This is a genomic window from Cupriavidus sp. SS-3 (assembly GCF_035818815.1).
GTDB lineage: Bacteria > Pseudomonadota > Gammaproteobacteria > Burkholderiales > Burkholderiaceae > Cupriavidus > Cupriavidus taiwanensis_C.
The window spans coordinates 75,416-90,844 of sequence record NZ_JAYLVT010000017.1 but is presented as its reverse complement, the minus strand read 5'-3'; the positions used below and the strand labels follow the sequence as shown (position 1 = coordinate 90,844).

Annotated in this window: 12 protein-coding genes; 4 read left to right on the top strand and 8 right to left on the bottom strand. The window is 67.5% G+C overall.

The window, feature by feature from the left end; genetic code table 11:
* The first annotated feature begins 9 nt into the window (after positions 1-9).
* Positions 10-879, top strand: coding sequence for an FAS1-like dehydratase domain-containing protein (locus U9J39_RS22570; protein WP_326348134.1), 870 nt, complete (start codon positions 10-12; stop codon positions 877-879).
* An 88-nt stretch (positions 880-967) separates the two neighbouring features.
* Here U9J39_RS22570 and U9J39_RS22565 read toward each other — a convergent pair whose 3' ends face one another.
* The 4 genes from U9J39_RS22565 to U9J39_RS22550 all read right to left on the bottom strand — a co-directional run bounded on the left by U9J39_RS22565 (position 968) and on the right by U9J39_RS22550 (position 5,011).
* A complete protein-coding gene (locus tag U9J39_RS22565; RefSeq protein WP_115681578.1) occupies positions 968-1,303 on the bottom strand; it encodes a helix-turn-helix domain-containing protein in 336 nt (111 codons plus the stop codon).
* A gap of 78 nt (positions 1,304-1,381) precedes the next feature.
* The gene (locus tag U9J39_RS22560; RefSeq protein WP_326348132.1) at positions 1,382-1,732 is read right to left on the bottom strand and encodes a hypothetical protein; all 351 of its coding nucleotides are present in this window, start codon (positions 1,730-1,732) and stop codon (positions 1,382-1,384) included.
* Between the two features lie 734 nt (positions 1,733-2,466).
* Positions 2,467-3,438 carry a Bug family tripartite tricarboxylate transporter substrate binding protein gene (locus U9J39_RS22555; RefSeq protein WP_116313566.1) on the bottom strand — a complete coding sequence of 324 codons (972 nt, stop codon included), beginning with the start codon at positions 3,436-3,438 and terminating at the stop codon, positions 2,467-2,469.
* Between the two features lie 52 nt (positions 3,439-3,490).
* The gene (locus tag U9J39_RS22550; protein ID WP_326348129.1) at positions 3,491-5,011 is read right to left on the bottom strand and encodes a class I adenylate-forming enzyme family protein; all 1,521 of its coding nucleotides are present in this window, start codon (positions 5,009-5,011) and stop codon (positions 3,491-3,493) included.
* 361 nt (positions 5,012-5,372) lie between these two features.
* Between U9J39_RS22550 and U9J39_RS22545 the strand changes: the two genes are divergently transcribed.
* The 3 genes from U9J39_RS22545 to U9J39_RS22535 all read left to right on the top strand — a co-directional run bounded on the left by U9J39_RS22545 (position 5,373) and on the right by U9J39_RS22535 (position 9,269).
* Positions 5,373-6,566: an acyl-CoA dehydrogenase family protein gene (locus U9J39_RS22545; protein WP_115681583.1), complete on the top strand. Its 1,194-nt coding sequence runs from the start codon at positions 5,373-5,375 to the stop codon at positions 6,564-6,566.
* Positions 6,567-6,579: 13 nt separating this feature from the next.
* Positions 6,580-7,707, top strand: coding sequence for an acyl-CoA dehydrogenase family protein (locus U9J39_RS22540; protein WP_116313564.1), 1,128 nt, complete (start codon positions 6,580-6,582; stop codon positions 7,705-7,707).
* 182 nt (positions 7,708-7,889) lie between these two features.
* Entirely contained in the window at positions 7,890-9,269 is a 1,380-nt protein-coding gene (locus U9J39_RS22535; protein WP_326348127.1) for a DUF1329 domain-containing protein, read from the top strand.
* 478 nt (positions 9,270-9,747) lie between these two features.
* Here the strand turns inward: U9J39_RS22535 and U9J39_RS22530 are convergent, their stop codons facing one another.
* The 4 genes from U9J39_RS22530 to U9J39_RS22515 all read right to left on the bottom strand — a co-directional run bounded on the left by U9J39_RS22530 (position 9,748) and on the right by U9J39_RS22515 (position 15,410).
* A complete protein-coding gene (locus U9J39_RS22530) occupies positions 9,748-10,539 on the bottom strand; it encodes an SDR family oxidoreductase (RefSeq protein ID WP_326348126.1) in 792 nt (263 codons plus the stop codon).
* A 2-nt stretch (positions 10,540-10,541) separates the two neighbouring features.
* On the bottom strand, positions 10,542-11,618 hold the full coding sequence (locus tag U9J39_RS22525) for a Rieske 2Fe-2S domain-containing protein (RefSeq protein WP_115712541.1): 1,077 nt from the start codon (positions 11,616-11,618) through the stop codon (positions 10,542-10,544).
* Between the two features lie 75 nt (positions 11,619-11,693).
* Positions 11,694-12,935, bottom strand: a complete 1,242-nt coding sequence (locus U9J39_RS22520; protein ID WP_326348124.1) for an NADH:flavin oxidoreductase — start codon at positions 12,933-12,935, stop codon at positions 11,694-11,696.
* 21 nt (positions 12,936-12,956) lie between these two features.
* Complete coding sequence (locus tag U9J39_RS22515; RefSeq protein WP_326348123.1) at positions 12,957-15,410, bottom strand: efflux RND transporter permease subunit; 2,454 nt, start codon at positions 15,408-15,410, stop codon at positions 12,957-12,959.
* Positions 15,411-15,429 lie beyond the last annotated feature (19 nt).

The following is a 15,429-nucleotide window of genomic DNA, read 5'->3' as shown; positions in this document are numbered from 1 at the left end:
CCACCTGCCATGACTGACGCCACTTCTGAACTCGAACGCCTGCGCGGCTGGATCGGCCGCAGCGAAACGCGCACCGAAACGCTGTCGCCGGAACCGGTCGCCGGCCTGGCCGCCACCTTCGACCTCGACCCCGAAGCCATCGCCGCCGGCCCGCTGCCGCCGCTGTGGCACTGGCTCTACTTCCTGCCGCGCGCGCCACAGCGCGAACTCGGCCGCGACGGCCACCCCACCCTGGGCGGCTTCATGCCCCCGGTGCCGCTGCCGCGCCGCATGTGGGCCGGCAGCGAAGTCAGCTTCAACCATCCGCTGCATATCGGCGACACCGTCACGCGCACCTCCACCATCCGCGACGTCCAGTACAAGACCGGCCGCACCGGCGAGCTCTGGTTCGTCGCCGTCGACCACGAACTGACCGTCAACGGCAACACCGCCGTCAACGAGCGCCACGACATCGTCTACCGCGCCATGCCGGACCCCACCAAGCCGCAACCGCCACGCCCGCGCCTGGAGCAGACCGCGCAATGGCAGCGCACGCTGCAGGCCGATCCGGTCATGCTGTTCCGCTATTCGGCGCTGACCTTCAACGGCCACCGCATCCACTACGACCGCCAGTACACGCGCGAGGTCGAAGGCTATCCCGGCCTCGTGGTGCACGGCCCGATGCAGGCCATGCTGATGCTGGACCTGGTGGCGCGCGAGCAGCCCAAGGCGCGCGTGCGCCGCTTCGGGTTCCGAGGGCTGGCGCCGCTGTTCGACCAGGACACCATCACGGTCGGTGGCGCGGCCGATCCGGCGCAGCCGGGGCGGCTGGAGCTGTGGACGGGGGATGATGCTGGCGGGCAGGCGATGCAGGGGTGGGCGGAGGTTGAGGGGAAATAAAGATAAGCGCGGCGGGCATGCTGCAGGCGGACGCATCCATCCGCTTGCCAGCGTTGCGCCGCCTCGCCGATGCGCGCCCCGGCTTCTGTTATCGCCCGATCGCCAGGCGAACGGGCTTGCCAATGCGGCTCAACATCTCGACCAGTGTGTCGATGGTGAACTTGGACGTCTTTCGGTTCACGACGTCGGACACGCGCGGACGAGACACCATCAGGATTTCTGCAGCGTCCGCCTGCTTCAGGTGATGCTGCTCGATCCATGCAGCCAGCTCGTCCATGAGTTGTTCCTTCAACTGCAAAGTGTCGTTGATCTGCTTTTTCGACGCGGCCTGCAGCCGCTTGGCTTCCGCCGGCGGAAAACCCAGTTCCAGGAACAGGTTGGCGCCCGGCTTGGTGACGTGGCGAATCTGGGTGTCGATCTTCATGGTTTGCCATTCCTCGCGTTGACGAATCCGCGGCGCGCTTCGTGCAGGTCGGCACGAAGCCTCGTGGGCCGAGATTGATTAACCGACCATCGCCTCCTCAATTCCCTCCGCGACGTCTTCTACCTTGTCGGCCAGCAATCCAAGGGACGCTTGACACAGCCCTCGCAAGGCATCCAACGTAGCCGCCTGCAAGGCTACGCTCCCCTCTTCCTGTGCATCGCATTCGCTGTGAGTCACCAACGTCAGCACGCATGCGATGCCTCGTGCAACCGCATCGGCCTGGTCCAACAGATTCAATAACAAGAGTTGCCGAGGAACAGGCAGCGCGTCCTTACGCGCTGCACGCCGGGTTTCGGGACTGAACCGCGAAAGAGAATCATCTAGTCGAGGCGGGATGAAGGCGTTGGGTTCGATGGTGGACTGGTGCATTGTTGACCTCCGTAAGGTAGAAGAAGAGGTAGCGTCAACCAGGTTCTCACTCCCGGCTTCTGCTGTGTCAGAAGCCCAGCCAGTCTAGAGCCGCTTGCCGTTCACAATCAAGGCGCAGATTGTGAAGGATGGATACGTCGCGTCAATCGTAGAAGTTACCAAGCTCAACGTAGCGCTAAGAGTAAACCGGATGGTCTACTTCGTTGAAGCGCCGGCCCTCACCCCCGCCCCTCTCCCGCAAGCGGGAGAGGGGAGCAAACAAGCGGGAGGAAACACGCTGTTGGGATCGCACGCGACAGCGCGGTGCGAGCGCAGCGACGCACTCCGTGCCAGAGCAGTAGACCTAAGATAGGGAGCGCGCGCAGCGCAGCCGAAGGCGTCCCACCGATAGCGCCAGCAGCAGGCTGCCTACACCCTGTTGGGATCGTTCAAAAGTGGGTGATCTCAGGCACCGCCCCTGACTCACATAGCGTTAGCAGGATCGAACGGGCACCCACGCCAAACGGAAATCACCACCGCCCGACCCACCAACGCCGTCAAATTGATTGCCAGCCGCACAGGCGACGCGTTTCTTGCCTACTTCTTGGCGCTCGGCCAAGAAGTAGGTCGCCGGCTACGCCGGCGAAACAGCCACGCCAGTCAAGAGCGCTCATCCAAAAATACACCCGCGCCCCCCCCAACAACAACAAGGCCGGCTTCCCGCCGGCCCCATCGCGCCAACCAAGAAAATCCTTTCAATCCGCCTGGATATTCGCCTTCTTCACCACCCCACCCCACAACGCCAGTTCCCGCTGAATCCGGTCCCCCAGCGCCTTGGGTGTACTGATATTGACGTCATACCCACCAGCAGTCATCCGCTGCCGGAAGGCCGCATCCTCCCCCACCGCCTTCTGCGCCTTGACCAGCTTGTCCACCACATCGGCCGGCAGCTTCTGCGGTCCCACCAGCGCGTACCAGCCCGTCAGGTCATAGTCCTTCTGGCCCGACTCGATCATGGTCGGCACGTTGGGCAGCGCCGGGTTGCGGGTCTTGGACGTGACCGCCAGCGCGCGCACCTTGCCGCCGTTGATATGGCCGATGGCGGTGCCGGTGATGTCGAACATGAACGTGACCTTGCCGCTCATCACGTCGGCCATCGCCGGCGCGTTGCCCTTGTACGGCACGTGCAGCATCTTCACGTTGTTCATCTGTGCCAGCAGTTCCGCCGACAGGTGATTGGACGCACCCACGCCGGCGGAGCCGAAGGAGACGCCCTCAGGGTTCTTGCGGGCGTAGGCGACCAGCTCGCCGACGTTTTTGGCGGGGAAGTCCTTGTTCACCAGCAGCACGTTGGTGTAGTCGGTGATCAGGCCGATGTAGGTGAAGTCCTTGACCGGATTGAAGTTGACCGAGTGCTGGATCAGCGGCGTCATGGTCATGGTGGGACTGGCGACGAAATACAGCGTGTAGCCGTCCGGCGCCGCCTTGGCGGTCATGTCGGCGGCGATTGCGCCGCTGGCGCCGGCGCGGTTGTCGACCACCACCGGTTGCTTGAGCACGCGGCCGAGCTGCTCGGCGTAGATGCGTGCGGCGGTATCGACCGGGCCGCCGGGCGCGTAGCCCACCAGCAGCTTGACCGGGCGCGACGGGTAGGCGTCCGCGGCCCATGCCGCGCCCTGCAGCAGCAGCGTGGCGGTCAGTGCCGCCAGCGTCTTCCATGTTTTCATTTGTAATCTCCTCCAGGATGGCTTATTGCCCGGGGCCGCGTGCCCCGGGGGCTTAGTCGAGCATGGCGCGCAGCGGCTGCTTGAGCAGCTTGCCGCTCGCCGTGGTCGGAATCACGTCGACGGTGCGGACTTCGGCCGGTCGCTTGTACGGCGCGAGGCTGTCGCGCAGGTAGGTGTCCAGCGCCTTGCGGTCGAGCTCGGCGCCTTCCTGCAGTTCGATGAAGGCCACCACCTCTTCGTTGCCGTCGGCCGTGGTACGCCCCACCACCGCGGACTGGCGCACGCCGGCAAAGGCGTTGATCACCGACTCCACTTCGATCGGGTACACGTTGAAGCCGGAACGGATGATCAGGTCCTTGGAGCGGCCGGAAATGAACAGCGCGCCGTCGGCGTCGAGATAGCCAAGGTCGCCGGTATTGAGCCAGCCGCCCGGCAGCAGCGCCTCGGCGGTCTGTTCGGGATTGCGGTAGTAGCCGACCATCACGCCCGGGCCGCGCACGCGGATCTGGCCGCGTTCGCCGGCTGGCAGCGGCTTGCCTTCGGCGTCGGTGATGGCGATCTCCACGCCTTCGACGATATAGCCGGCCGAGCAATCGGCGCGCGGCGCGTCCATGCGCGTGATGAAGAGCGAGCCGGCGTATTCGGTGATGCCGTAGCCGTGGTGCAGCGGCTGGCCGAACAGCGTTTCGACGTCGCGCTTGAGGGTGGGATCGAGCGGCGCGCCGCCGGTATAGAGGTAGCGCAGGCGCGGATAGGCGCCCGGCTTCGCGCCCAGCGCGGGCGCCACCGCCATGATGCGCGTGAACATGGTCGGCACGCCCTGCAGGATGGTGACGCCGGGTGCAGCCAGGGCCTCGAACACTTCATTGGCGTCGAAGCGCGGCCGCAGGAACAGGCTGGCGCCGGCGTACAGCGTGGCCATCAGCACGGTGGCGATGCCGAAGATATGCGACATCGGCAGCGCGCCGTAGGCCACGTCGGCGGGGCCCATGTCGCGCGAGGTGGCGGAGATGCGCGCAAACTGCGTCAGCCCCGCGTGCGGCACCATCACGCCCTTGGGCGCGCCGGTGGTGCCGGAGGTATAGATCAGCGTGGCGACGCGGCGGGCCAGCTCGGCAGGTTCGCGCTGCGGGGCACGATCTGCACGCGCCACGCGCATGCCATCGTCATAGACTGCGCAGCCAGTGGCCTGCGCACCCAGCCGCTCGCCGTGCGCCGCGGCCACGTCGGAAACATGGCCGGTGAACAGCACCAGCGCCGGCTGCGCGTGGCCGCGGATATTGTCGATCTCGCGCGCGGACAGGCGCGCGTTGACGTTGATCGGCCACGCGTGCAGCAGGCTGCAGGCGAACAGCGTGACCACCATCTCGTTGCAGTTCTCGCCCACGACCATGACCCGGTCGCCCTCGCCTGCGCCCTGCGCCGCCAGCCAGTCACGCGCGGCTTCGATGCGCCGCCACAGCTCGCCATAGCTGACGACGGTACCGTTCTCGTACAGGCATGGGGCCTGCGGGGTCTGCGCGGCCCAGTGGGCGGGGATCTCGTGGATGAATTGGGGGCGGAAGGAAGACATGGTGCTGGGGATCTCTCGAATGCGAGCTGAGTCGGATATGCGGCGGAATGCACCCGGCCACATCAAAACCGGCCGCATCAGTTTGCGGCAACCCTCGCGCCGCAGCCATTTGGAATTCACTAAGGTCGTGTTCGTCCATGCGAGGGTCCGCACGCTGGCGCCCATGGCAAGCGTTGCCGGGTGCGCCTGGTTCCGCCTGCGCGAAGGACGCCTTCCGGATTGATAAAGCAACGAATCCCGGCCCGCCAATACAATCGGCCGGCACAGCAAGGGCTTGCGCCATGGCGCGCCGCACAACCCGGCAACACTGCCGGTTCGCGCGCCGGTCCGGCGCGGCCCGCGTACCACAGGGGACATTCAGATGGATTTGCGTTTCACCGCCGAGGAACAGGCCTTCCGCGAGGAAGTCCGCGCTTTCGTGCAGGCAAAATTGCCGGAAGACATCCGCAACAAGGTGCTCAACCACCAGCGCGTGGAGAAGGACGACTACGTCCGCTGGCACCGCATCCTGCAGGCGCAGGGCTGGGGCGCGCCCACCTGGCCGAAGCAATGGGGCGGCACCGGCTGGACCGCGCTGCAGCGCCTGATCTTCGAGATCGAGACCTTACGCGCCGGCGCGCCGCGCCTGCTGCCGTTCGGCCTGACCATGATCGGCCCGGTGCTGATGAAGTACGCCAGCCCGGAGATGCAGCAGCGCTTCCTGCCGCGCATCCCGGGCGTGGAAGACTTCTGGTGCCAGGGCTACTCCGAGCCGGGCTCGGGTTCCGACCTGGCCTCGCTGAAGACCCGCGCGGTGCGCAAGGGCGACAAGTACATCGTCAACGGCCAGAAGACCTGGACCACGATGGCGCACTTCGCCGACTGGATCTTCTGCCTGGTGCGCACCGATCCCGAAGCCAAGGCGCAGGAAGGCATCTCGATGCTGCTGATCGACATGAAGTCGCCCGGCGTGACGGTGCGCCCGATCACCACGCTCGACGGCGGCCACGATGTCAACGAGACCTGGTTCGAGGACGTGGAAGTGCCGGTCGAGAACCTGGTCGGCGAAGAGAACCGCGCCTGGACGTACGCCAAGTACCTGCTCGGCCATGAGCGCACCGGCATCGCCGGCATCGGCCATTGCCACCGCGAGCTGCGCCAGCTCAAGCACTACGCCGCGCAAGCCACCGACGGCGCCGGCCGTCCGCTGATCGAGGACGTGCGCATGCGCGACAAGATCGCGCGCGTCGAGATGGACATCATGGCGCTTGAGATGCTGCTGCTGCGCGTGGCCACGCAGGCCGCCGGCACGCCGGGACCCGAAGCATCGATCGTCAAGATCCGCGGCTCCGAGGTGCAGCAGGACCTGGCCATGCTGATGATGGAAGTGGCCGGCCCCAATGCCTGGCCGTACTCGCCCGACTGGCTCGAGCCCGGCGCCACGCAGCCGGTGTCCGGTCCGGAGTGGGCCGCGCCGGCGGCCTCCACCTACTACGACATGCGCAAGACCTCGATCTACGGCGGCGCGACCGAAGTGCAGAAGAACATCATCTCCAAGATGATCCTGGGTTTCTGAAGGGATAGCTGACATGGACTTTACCTACAGCGAAGAGCAGCAGATGCTGGCGGACAGCCTGCGCCGCTTCATCGATACCGAATACACCTTCGAGGCCCGCCGCAAGAGCGCGCGCCAGGGCGAAAGCCTGGATCGCGGCGTGTGGAACAAGCTGGCCGAGATGGGCGTGCTGGGCCTGACCGTGCCGGCGGACTTCGGCGGCTTCGGCGAAGGCCCGGCCAGCCAGCTGGTGGTGCAGCGCGAGCTGGGCCGCGGCCTGGTGCTGGAGCCGGTCACGCCCAGCGGCGTGATGGCCGCCGCCATCCTGTCCGCCCACGGCAGCGATGCCCAGAAGCAGGAGTGGCTGCCCGCGATCGCGTCCGGCGAGCGCATCGTCACGCTGGCCTACCTGGAGCCGACCACGCGCTACCGCCCGGAATCGGCCCGCGCCAGCGCCGAGCGCAGCGGCGACGGCTATGTGATCAGCGGCAGCAAGAGCGTGGTCTGGCACGGCGCCGCCGCCGACGCCTACCTGCTGACCGCGCGCGTCTCGGGCAGCAACGAGATCGCGCTGTTCCTGGTGCCGCGCGACAGCAAGGGCCTCACGGTGACCGCCTACCCGACCATCGACGGCCAGCGCGCCGCCGACCTGTCGCTGCAGAACGTTGCCGTGCCGGCCAGCGCGCTGGTGGGCCAGCCCGCCGACGGCCTGGCGGCACTGGGTGTCGGCCTGGAGCACGGCATCGCCGCGCTGTGCGCCGAGGGCGCGGGCGCGATGGAAAAGCTGATCCAGATCACCGGCGAATACCTGGGCACGCGCCAGCAGTTCGGCAAGCCGCTGGCCAGCTTCCAGGCGCTGCAGCACCGCATGGCCGACATGCTGGTGCAGAAGGAGCTGGCGCTGTCGATGGCCTACGTCGCCGCGCAGGCGCTGGACGAGACCGATCCTGCCGCGCGCCGCCGCATGCTGTCGGCGGCCAAGGTGACGGTGGCCCGCGCCGGCCGCTTTGTCGGCCAGCAGGCGGTGCAGCTGCACGGCGGCATGGGCATGACCGACGAGCTGTCGGTGGGCGACTACTTCAAGCGCCTGACCATGCTGGACCAGCTTCTGGGCGACAGCGATTACCACCTGCAGCGTTTTGGGGAAGTGATGGAGGCTTGATTCAGGCCCTTGCGACCTGTCAGGACTACGGAGGCCGGGCACTTGCCCGGCCTTTTTGTTGCCTGGCCTCAACCTAGGGGAAATCCACTAGTCCGTTCCAACGATTCCCGGCCGCGGCGCCGTCACTACCCTGTGACCACAGGCACGGACGTCGCCGGCCATTCCCAAGGAGCGAGACTGCAATGACATCCACTACACATCGACTGCTGCGCGGCGGCCTGCTGGTGACCAGCATGGCACTGGCCGCCGCATCGTGGGCGAAGGTCACCCCCGAAGACCTCAAGCAGCTTGACGGCAACCTCACGCCGATGGGCGCCGAGCGCGCCGCCAGCAAGGACGGCGATGTGCCGGCCTGGAGCGGCAAATGGCTGGGCACGCCGCCGCAGGTCAAATACCAACGTGGCGAGCGCTACCCGGACCCGTACGGCGACGAGAAGCCGCTGTTCGTCATCACCGCGCAGAACATGGCGCAGTATGCCGAGCGGCTGACCGAAGGCCAGAAGGCGATGTTCAAGAAGTACCCCGACACCTTCAAGATGCCGGTGTATCCCAGCCATCGCGATTTCCGCTACGAAGACGCGGCCTACAAGGACATCCGCACCTACGCCACCACCGTCAGCATGACCCCCGACGCCAACGGCCTGAAGGATGCTGGACCGCAGGTGCCCTACCCGATCCCGAAGACGGCGATGGAGCTGCTGTGGAACCAGCGCTTCTCGTCGGCCATCGGCGCCGAGAAGGCGCAGTATGACCAGGCCGTGGTCTATCCCAACGGCTCGATCGCCTGGGGCCGGGTCTCGTACAACATCTTCTCGCCGCGCAATCACGGCAAGTTCGACCCTGAAAACAAGCTCAACGACCGCTCCTTCTTCCGCACCGCCACCGACCTGCCGCTGCGCGACCGCGGCCAGGTGATCGTCGGCTATGCGGTGTGGGACCAGGAAGGCTCGGACACCAACCGGACCTGGATCTACAACCCGGGCACGCGGCGCGTGCGCCAGGCGCCGGAGTTCGGCTTCGACCAGCCGCAGGGTCCCGGCGGCTTCCGCACCGTGGATGACGACCGCCTCTTCAACGGCTCCGGCGAGCGCTACAACTGGAAGATCGTCGGCAAGAAGGAAATCTACGTCCCGTACCACAACTACAAGCTGCTGAGCGCTTCGGTCAAGTACAAGGACCTGCTCACCAACGGCCACGCCAACCCGGACGTGATGCGCTACGAGCTGCACCGTGTATGGATACTGGAGGCCACGCTCAAGTCCGGCTTCCGTCACCAGTATGCCAAGCGCGTGCTGTTCCTCGACGAAGACAGCTGGCAGGCCCTGGCCGCCGACAACTACGACGGCCGCGGCCACCTGTGGCGCACCAACCTGCAGGCTTCGGTCTATGCCTATGATGCGCGCCGCTACTACCCGACCACCACGTTCTATCATGACCTGATCTCGGGCGCGTACCTGGCCGACCGCTTGACCAACGAAGGGCCGATGCCGAAGCTGAACAACAGCCCGGAGTTCAGCGAGGCCTTCTTCTCGCCGGACGCGGCGCGCGGATCGGGTACCTGATTGCGGCATTAGTGCAGGCCGGGCGCGCCGATTGCGCCTGGCAACGCTTCAAAGGGCCTGCGGGCCCTTTATTGCTTTGCGGCGTATCGAAGGCGGCTAGATGGAGTGCTCGTGCGGGCGACGGGCCAAGGCGGTGTTGGTGGTTCGGGCGGTGGCGACTGACGGCGTGGCGGTTGGTGATTCGACCCTGCTGACGCTACCTGGATGTGCTGGCGTTCGAGGTCGGATGGACGAACCCGAGGTTGGTCCGGTGGCAGCTGCTGGCGAGGTTATTGGTGGGACGCCTTCGGCTGCGCTGCGCGCCGCCCTGTCTCAGGTCTTCGGCTCTGGCACGGAGGACGTCGCTGCGCTCGCACGCGTTGTATGAACCAAAAAAACGCCGGCCGCATTGTTCCACGCCGGCCGGCGAAGTGCTACTGGCGTCCACCTGGAGCCATGCGGCGCGGCCCGCGCGCATCGTCCACGCGCGCGAACGGCCTCAGAACCTCAGCGGCCGCTGCGCGGCATCCAGCCCGCCATCGATGAACAGCACGCTGCCGTGCAGGTAAGCCGCCTGCGGGCCGCACAGGAAGGCGATCAGCTCAGCCACTTCCTCCGGCCGGGCGCGGCGGCCCAGCGGCGCAACGAAATCACGGATGGCATCGCCGTAGCGCGGATCCGCCAGCCCGGCCTGCAGCAGCGGCGTTTCCACCGCGCCCGGCGCCACCACATTGAGGCGCACACCCGCCCGCCCCCACGCCAGCGCGCGTTGCCGCGCGGCGGCCGTCACCGCATGCTTGGAGCTGGCGTAGGCAATGTATCCGGCCTGGTCGCGCGTGGCTTCGGCCTGCGCGGCAGCGGCCAGCATGGCCAGCACGCCAGCCTCGGCATTGGCGAGGTAGGCGTCGCGCAGCGGGCTGCCGTCCCATGACTGCAGCGTCGCCGAGTTGGAAGACACTACCACGGCGCACGGCTGCGTGCCCTCGCGCAGCGCATCGAACAAGCCATCCAGCAACGCCACCACGCCGAAGTAGTTGACCGATGCCACCAGCGTGGCCGGGTCGACATGCGGGCCCAGGCCGGCGCAGCAGACCAGCTGGTCGAGGCGGCCGCCCGACTGCGACAGCACGGCATCGATCGCCGCGGCGCGGCCTGCTTCGGTGGAAAGATCGGCCAGGATGTCGGCGTCGCGCAGGTCGACCCCGATCACGCGGCAGCCGTCGGCCAGCATGCGCCGGCGCACCGCCGCGCCCATGCCGGACGCGGCGCCGGTAACGATCACGGTTTTCATGGTCAGTCCTCGAACACGTGGCGCAGCGCCGGCGGCTCGATATTGCCCGGGTTCATCTCGACCACGCGCCGTGCCACGCTGGACGGCCGCACCTGCTCGACGTCGGTATAGAACTGCTGGTACCAGTCGCGCATCTGGTACATCGGCCCGTCGCCTTCGCACAGCAGCGGGTTGTCGATGCGGATCTTGCTGTCCCAGATCGCCACGTCCTCGTAGAACGCGGCGCGGGCCTGGTCGACATAGGCCTGCGCCATGGCGCGGTTCTGCTCGTCGGACAGACCGGGGACCTTCTTCACCAGCACGCCATAGCGCAGCACGAAGCTGTTCAGGTCGATCGGCACATGGCAGTTCAGCAGCACCGAATGGATCTCCTGGTCGCCCATTCGCCCGCTCATGTCGGTGATGTGGTAGGCCGGACCGAAGTACGTGGACAGCGCCGTCAGCTGCGAGTCGCCGGAGAGCCGCGCGCTGCGCCCGATCATCAGCTGGGTGGCCTTGTGGTCCTCGAACAGGTTGGCGAAGTAGTCCACCGGCGCGCCATGGACGGTGCCGAAATGCGCCATGTCGGAGATATTGTCGACCAGCTCGCGGCAGTTGGTGCGGATCACCATCTCGTCCATGGCCCAGTCTGACCACTCGTCCGAGAAGCAGGCGTCGATACGCGGGATGGCGACTTCCGGCGGTGCCGGCCGGCCCTCGGGATCGTGCCAGATAAACAGCAGGCGGTTCTGCTCGCAGGTCTCCCAGGCGCCGATGCGCGCCTTGGGCGGCACCCGCTTGCAATAGGGGATGGACTTGCACGCGCCGTCGCCGCCCCATTGCCAGCCGTGGAACGGACATACCAGGTTGTCGCCCTGCACGGTGCCGGTGCTGAGGTCGGCGCCCATGTGCGGACAGTGGCCGTCGATCACGCGGATGGCGCCGGTCGAGTCGGCAAATGCCGCCAGGCGCCTGCCGAAGATGTCCAGCGTGTGCGGCTTGCCGTCGCGGTAGCTGTCGGCCAGGCCCAGGCAATGCCAGCCGCGCGCGTAGCGGGCCTCGGGCGGGCGCGATTCGATCTTGTAGCCTTGAACGCTCATGGCGTCTGTCTCCTTGAAATCCCGTGGGACCTTCAAGATAGGGGCGTAAGGCCCTGGCCTCATCGTCCCATCGGACTACTGCAGCGCAACCATGCGGGTCAGCGCCGGGTCGTTGCCGGGGCCATGCACGCAGCTGACGCCGGCGGGATCGTAGATCCTGGCCACGCAGCCGTTGCAGCTATCGCAGGCCGAATGCCGCAGCGTGCCGGCGCGCCAGCCGGCGACCAGCGCGGGGTCGTGGATCAGGGCGCGCGCCAGGGCGATGGCGTCGAAGCCCTCGCCCATCAGCTGCGCCACGTTGTCGAGCGACTTGACCCCGCCGATATAGGCCAGCGGCATCCGCACCGCCTGCCGCACCACGCGCGAGGCCTCGAGGAAGTACAGTTCGCGGAAGGCCAGGTCGCGCGGCGTGCGCCTTTCCAGCATGGTGATGCCCAGGCGCGCCAGCGCGGTCGGCGCTGCGGCCTTCATCTGCGCGGTCGGCATCGGGCTGCCGAACAGCGCCCACGGGCTTTCCACGTTGCGCCCGCCGCTGAGCGTCAGCAGGTCCGCGCCCTCGGCTTCCAGCAGGCGCGCGGTCAGGGCCGAGTCGTCGGGCCGGTTGCCGCCCGGCACGCCGTCGCTGACGCTGAGCTTGCAGCACACCGCGAGGTCGGCGCCGACCGCGTCCTTCACCTGGCGCAGCACGGCGACCGGTAAGCGGGTCCGGTTTTCCACGCTGCCCCCGAAGGCATCGCGCCGCCGGTTGCTCAGTGGCGACAGGAACTGGTTGAGCAGGTAGCCGTGCCCCATGTGGATTTCCACCGCGTCGAAGCCGGCGTCGCGCGCCAGCCGCGCCGCGGCGGCAAACTGGCCGGCCACGCGCTCCATGTCCGGCGCGCGCATGGCGCGCTGGAAATACACGCCATGCATCATGCCGAAGGCATTGAGGCCCGACGACGCACTGCCCGGCGCGCGGCTGCCGCCGTGGCGCATGGTGGTGAACGAGCCCGCGTGCGTGATCTGCAGGCAGGCCGCCGCGCCTTCGCGATGGACCGCGTCGGTCAGCACGCGCAGGTGCGGCACCTGCTCCGCGCGCATGCTGAGCTGGTGCGCGAAGGTCAGCCCGTCGTCGGCGACCGCCGCGTAGGCCACCGTGGTCATGCCCACGCCGCCCGCGGCCAGGGCGCGATGGTGCTCGACCAGCGCCCGGGTCGGCAAGCCATGCGGCGTCATGCCTTCATTCGCGCCGGCCTTGATAAAGCGGTTGCGCAGCGTCAGCGGGCCGATGCGAAGCGGCGTGAAGGCCGGCTCGGCGGATGTATGGATCTCGGGCATGCAGTCTCTCCGTTGCGATGCTCAGGCCGCGTCGGACTTCAGACCATGCGTCACCGGCCCCGACTCGGCGCCACCGGCAGCCACGGCCGGCCTGGCGGCCGCGCCGCGGGCGCGGGCGCGCTCTTCCTGCTCCACGCCCAGCCAGGCCGCCAGCGCCGGCAGCAGCGACACCGCGCCGAACAGGTTCACCAGGAACATGAACGCCAGCAGGATGCCCATGTCGGCCTGGAACTTGAGCGCGGCGAAGGCCCACGTGCCCACGCCGATGCACATCGTCAGCGCCGTGAACAGCGCCGCCGAGCCGCGCTGGCGCATGGCCTCGGCAAAGGCCTGGGGCAGCGCCTGCCCTTCCTCGCGGATCTGGTGCTGGATGCGCTCGTACAGGTAGATGCCGTAGTCCACGCCGACACCCACGCCCAGCGTGATCACCGGCAGCGTCGACACCTTCAGCCCGATGCCAAGGCGCGCCATCAGCGCATTGCACAGCACCGACACCAGCGTCAGCGGCACGATGATGCACAGCACCGCGCGCCACGAGCGGAAGGTCAGCAGGCACAGCAGCGTGATCGCGCCGAAGATCGCCAGCAGCATCGCCACCTCGGCCTCTTCCACCGCCTCGTTGGTCGCCGCCATCACGCCGATATTGCCGCCCGCCAGGCGGAAGGCCACGTTCGGGGTCTTGTCGCTGGCATTGAAGCGGCGGATCTCGCGGATGATATGGGCAATGGTCGCGCCTTCGTGGTTGGCGGTGTAGATCAGCACCTGGATCGCCTGGCAGTTGGGCGTGTTCATGCCGTTGTCCGGGTCGAAGGCCTTGGCGCCCTGGCTCAGGCCGGCGCTGTTGCGCGGCAGCGCCTCCCAGCGCGGATTGCCCTCGTTGTAGGCGCCGATCACCACCTTGGCCAGCGACGATACGCTGACCACCGACTGCACCCCGGACACGCCGCGCATATGCATCTCGAAGCGCTCCACCGCGCTCATCACCGGGTAGTGCAGGCAGCCGTCGTCGAAGCCGGTGGGCTCGACCACCACGGTCAGCGCATCCGAGCCGATGTTGTACTGGCCGACGATGCTGGCGCTGTCGCGGTTGTAGCGCGAATCCGCGCGCAGCTCCGGCGCGCCGGTGCCGACATCGCCGACCTTCAGGCCGCGCGACTCGATCGCGCCGTAGGCCAGCAGCGCCAGCGCCGCGACGAACACGCCCAGTGCCGGCGCCGGCCGCGCCAGCGCGCCGAACTTGTGCCACAGGCTGCCCTGTCCCTTTGGGTGCGCTGCGCGCGTGGCCCGCGCCAGCGCCGACGGCTCCAGCCGCGTGTACGACAGCAGGATCGGCAGGAACACCTTGTTGGTCACGATCATCAGCAGCACGCCCAGGCAGGCGGTGATGCCAAGCTCGCGCACGATATCGATCTCGATGCGCATGATCACCATGAAGCCCAGCGCATTGGTCAGCAGCGCCACGGTGCCCGGGATGAAGAGCTTGCGGAAGGCCGCGCTGGCGCTGTCGAGCGGACCATGTCCCTGGGCCACCTCCTGCTTCCACGCATTGGTCATCTGCACCGCGTGCGAGACCCCGATCGAGAAGATCAGGAACGGCACCAGGATCGACATCGGGTCGATGCCGTAGCCCAGCAGCGGCAGCAGCCCCAGCAGCCAGCCCACCGGCAGCAGGGCCACCACCAGCGCCAGCGCGGTGATGCGCAGCGAACGCGTGTACAGCCACAGCATCAGCGCCGTGACGGCGAAGGCCAGCGCGAAGAAGCCCATCACGCCGGCGATGCCGTCTTCGACATCGCCCACCAGCTTGGCGAAGCCGACGATATTGACTTCGACATCGGTGCCGCCGAACTGCGCGCGGATTTTCTCGAGCTGGCGCGCCACCGAGCCGTAGTCGATGGTCTTGCCGGTAGCCGGGTCGGTCTCGCGCAGTTCGGCGCGGATCAGCGCGGACTTCAGGTCATTGCTGACCAGCCGCCCGATCTGGCCGGAGCGGGCCACGTTGCGGCGCACCTTGTCGAGCTCGTCCGGCGCTCCGGAAAAGCGGCCCGGCACCACCACGTCGCCGCGGAAGCCGGCTTCGGTGACCTCGGTGTAGCGCACGTTGGGCGTGAACAGCGAGAACACGCGCGAGCGGTCCACGCCGGGGATGAAGAAGACTTCATCGGTGGCGTGGCGCAGCTTGTCCATGAAGGCGGCGTTGTAGATATCGCCGTCGCCCTTCCAGCGCAGGCTTACCAGCACGGTATTGGCACCGGAGAAGGTGCTGGCGTACTTGGTGAACACCTGCATGTACGGGTGCTGCAGCGGGATCATCTTGTTGAAGCCGGGATCGAGCCGCAGGCGCGTGGCGGAGAAGCCCAGCGCCATGGTCACGGCCAGGCACAGCAACAGCAGCAGGCGGCGCCGGCGCATCAGCACGCCGGCGCAGGCATCGACGAAACGGCCCAGGCGGCCGGGGGATTGGGGGCGGGTCATGATGGTTCTCGCGTCCGGT

Excerpts from the sequence above, each read along its gene's own strand:
- U9J39_RS22570 (WP_326348134.1), top strand. The coding sequence starts at position 10 with ATGACTGACGCCACTTCTGAACTCGAACGCCTGCGCGGCTGGATCGGC.
- U9J39_RS22565 (WP_115681578.1), bottom strand. The coding sequence starts at position 1,303 with ATGAAGATCGACACCCAGATTCGCCACGTCACCAAGCCGGGCGCCAAC.
- U9J39_RS22560 (WP_326348132.1), bottom strand. The coding sequence starts at position 1,732 with ATGCACCAGTCCACCATCGAACCCAACGCCTTCATCCCGCCTCGACTA.
- U9J39_RS22555 (WP_116313566.1), bottom strand. The coding sequence starts at position 3,438 with ATGAAAACATGGAAGACGCTGGCGGCACTGACCGCCACGCTGCTGCTG.
- U9J39_RS22550 (WP_326348129.1), bottom strand. The coding sequence starts at position 5,011 with ATGTCTTCCTTCCGCCCCCAATTCATCCACGAGATCCCCGCCCACTGG.
- U9J39_RS22545 (WP_115681583.1), top strand. The coding sequence starts at position 5,373 with ATGGATTTGCGTTTCACCGCCGAGGAACAGGCCTTCCGCGAGGAAGTC.
- U9J39_RS22540 (WP_116313564.1), top strand. The coding sequence starts at position 6,580 with ATGGACTTTACCTACAGCGAAGAGCAGCAGATGCTGGCGGACAGCCTG.
- U9J39_RS22535 (WP_326348127.1), top strand. The coding sequence starts at position 7,890 with ATGACATCCACTACACATCGACTGCTGCGCGGCGGCCTGCTGGTGACC.
- U9J39_RS22530 (WP_326348126.1), bottom strand. The coding sequence starts at position 10,539 with ATGAAAACCGTGATCGTTACCGGCGCCGCGTCCGGCATGGGCGCGGCG.
- U9J39_RS22525 (WP_115712541.1), bottom strand. The coding sequence starts at position 11,618 with ATGAGCGTTCAAGGCTACAAGATCGAATCGCGCCCGCCCGAGGCCCGC.
- U9J39_RS22520 (WP_326348124.1), bottom strand. The coding sequence starts at position 12,935 with ATGCCCGAGATCCATACATCCGCCGAGCCGGCCTTCACGCCGCTTCGC.
- U9J39_RS22515 (WP_326348123.1), bottom strand. The coding sequence starts at position 15,410 with ATGACCCGCCCCCAATCCCCCGGCCGCCTGGGCCGTTTCGTCGATGCC.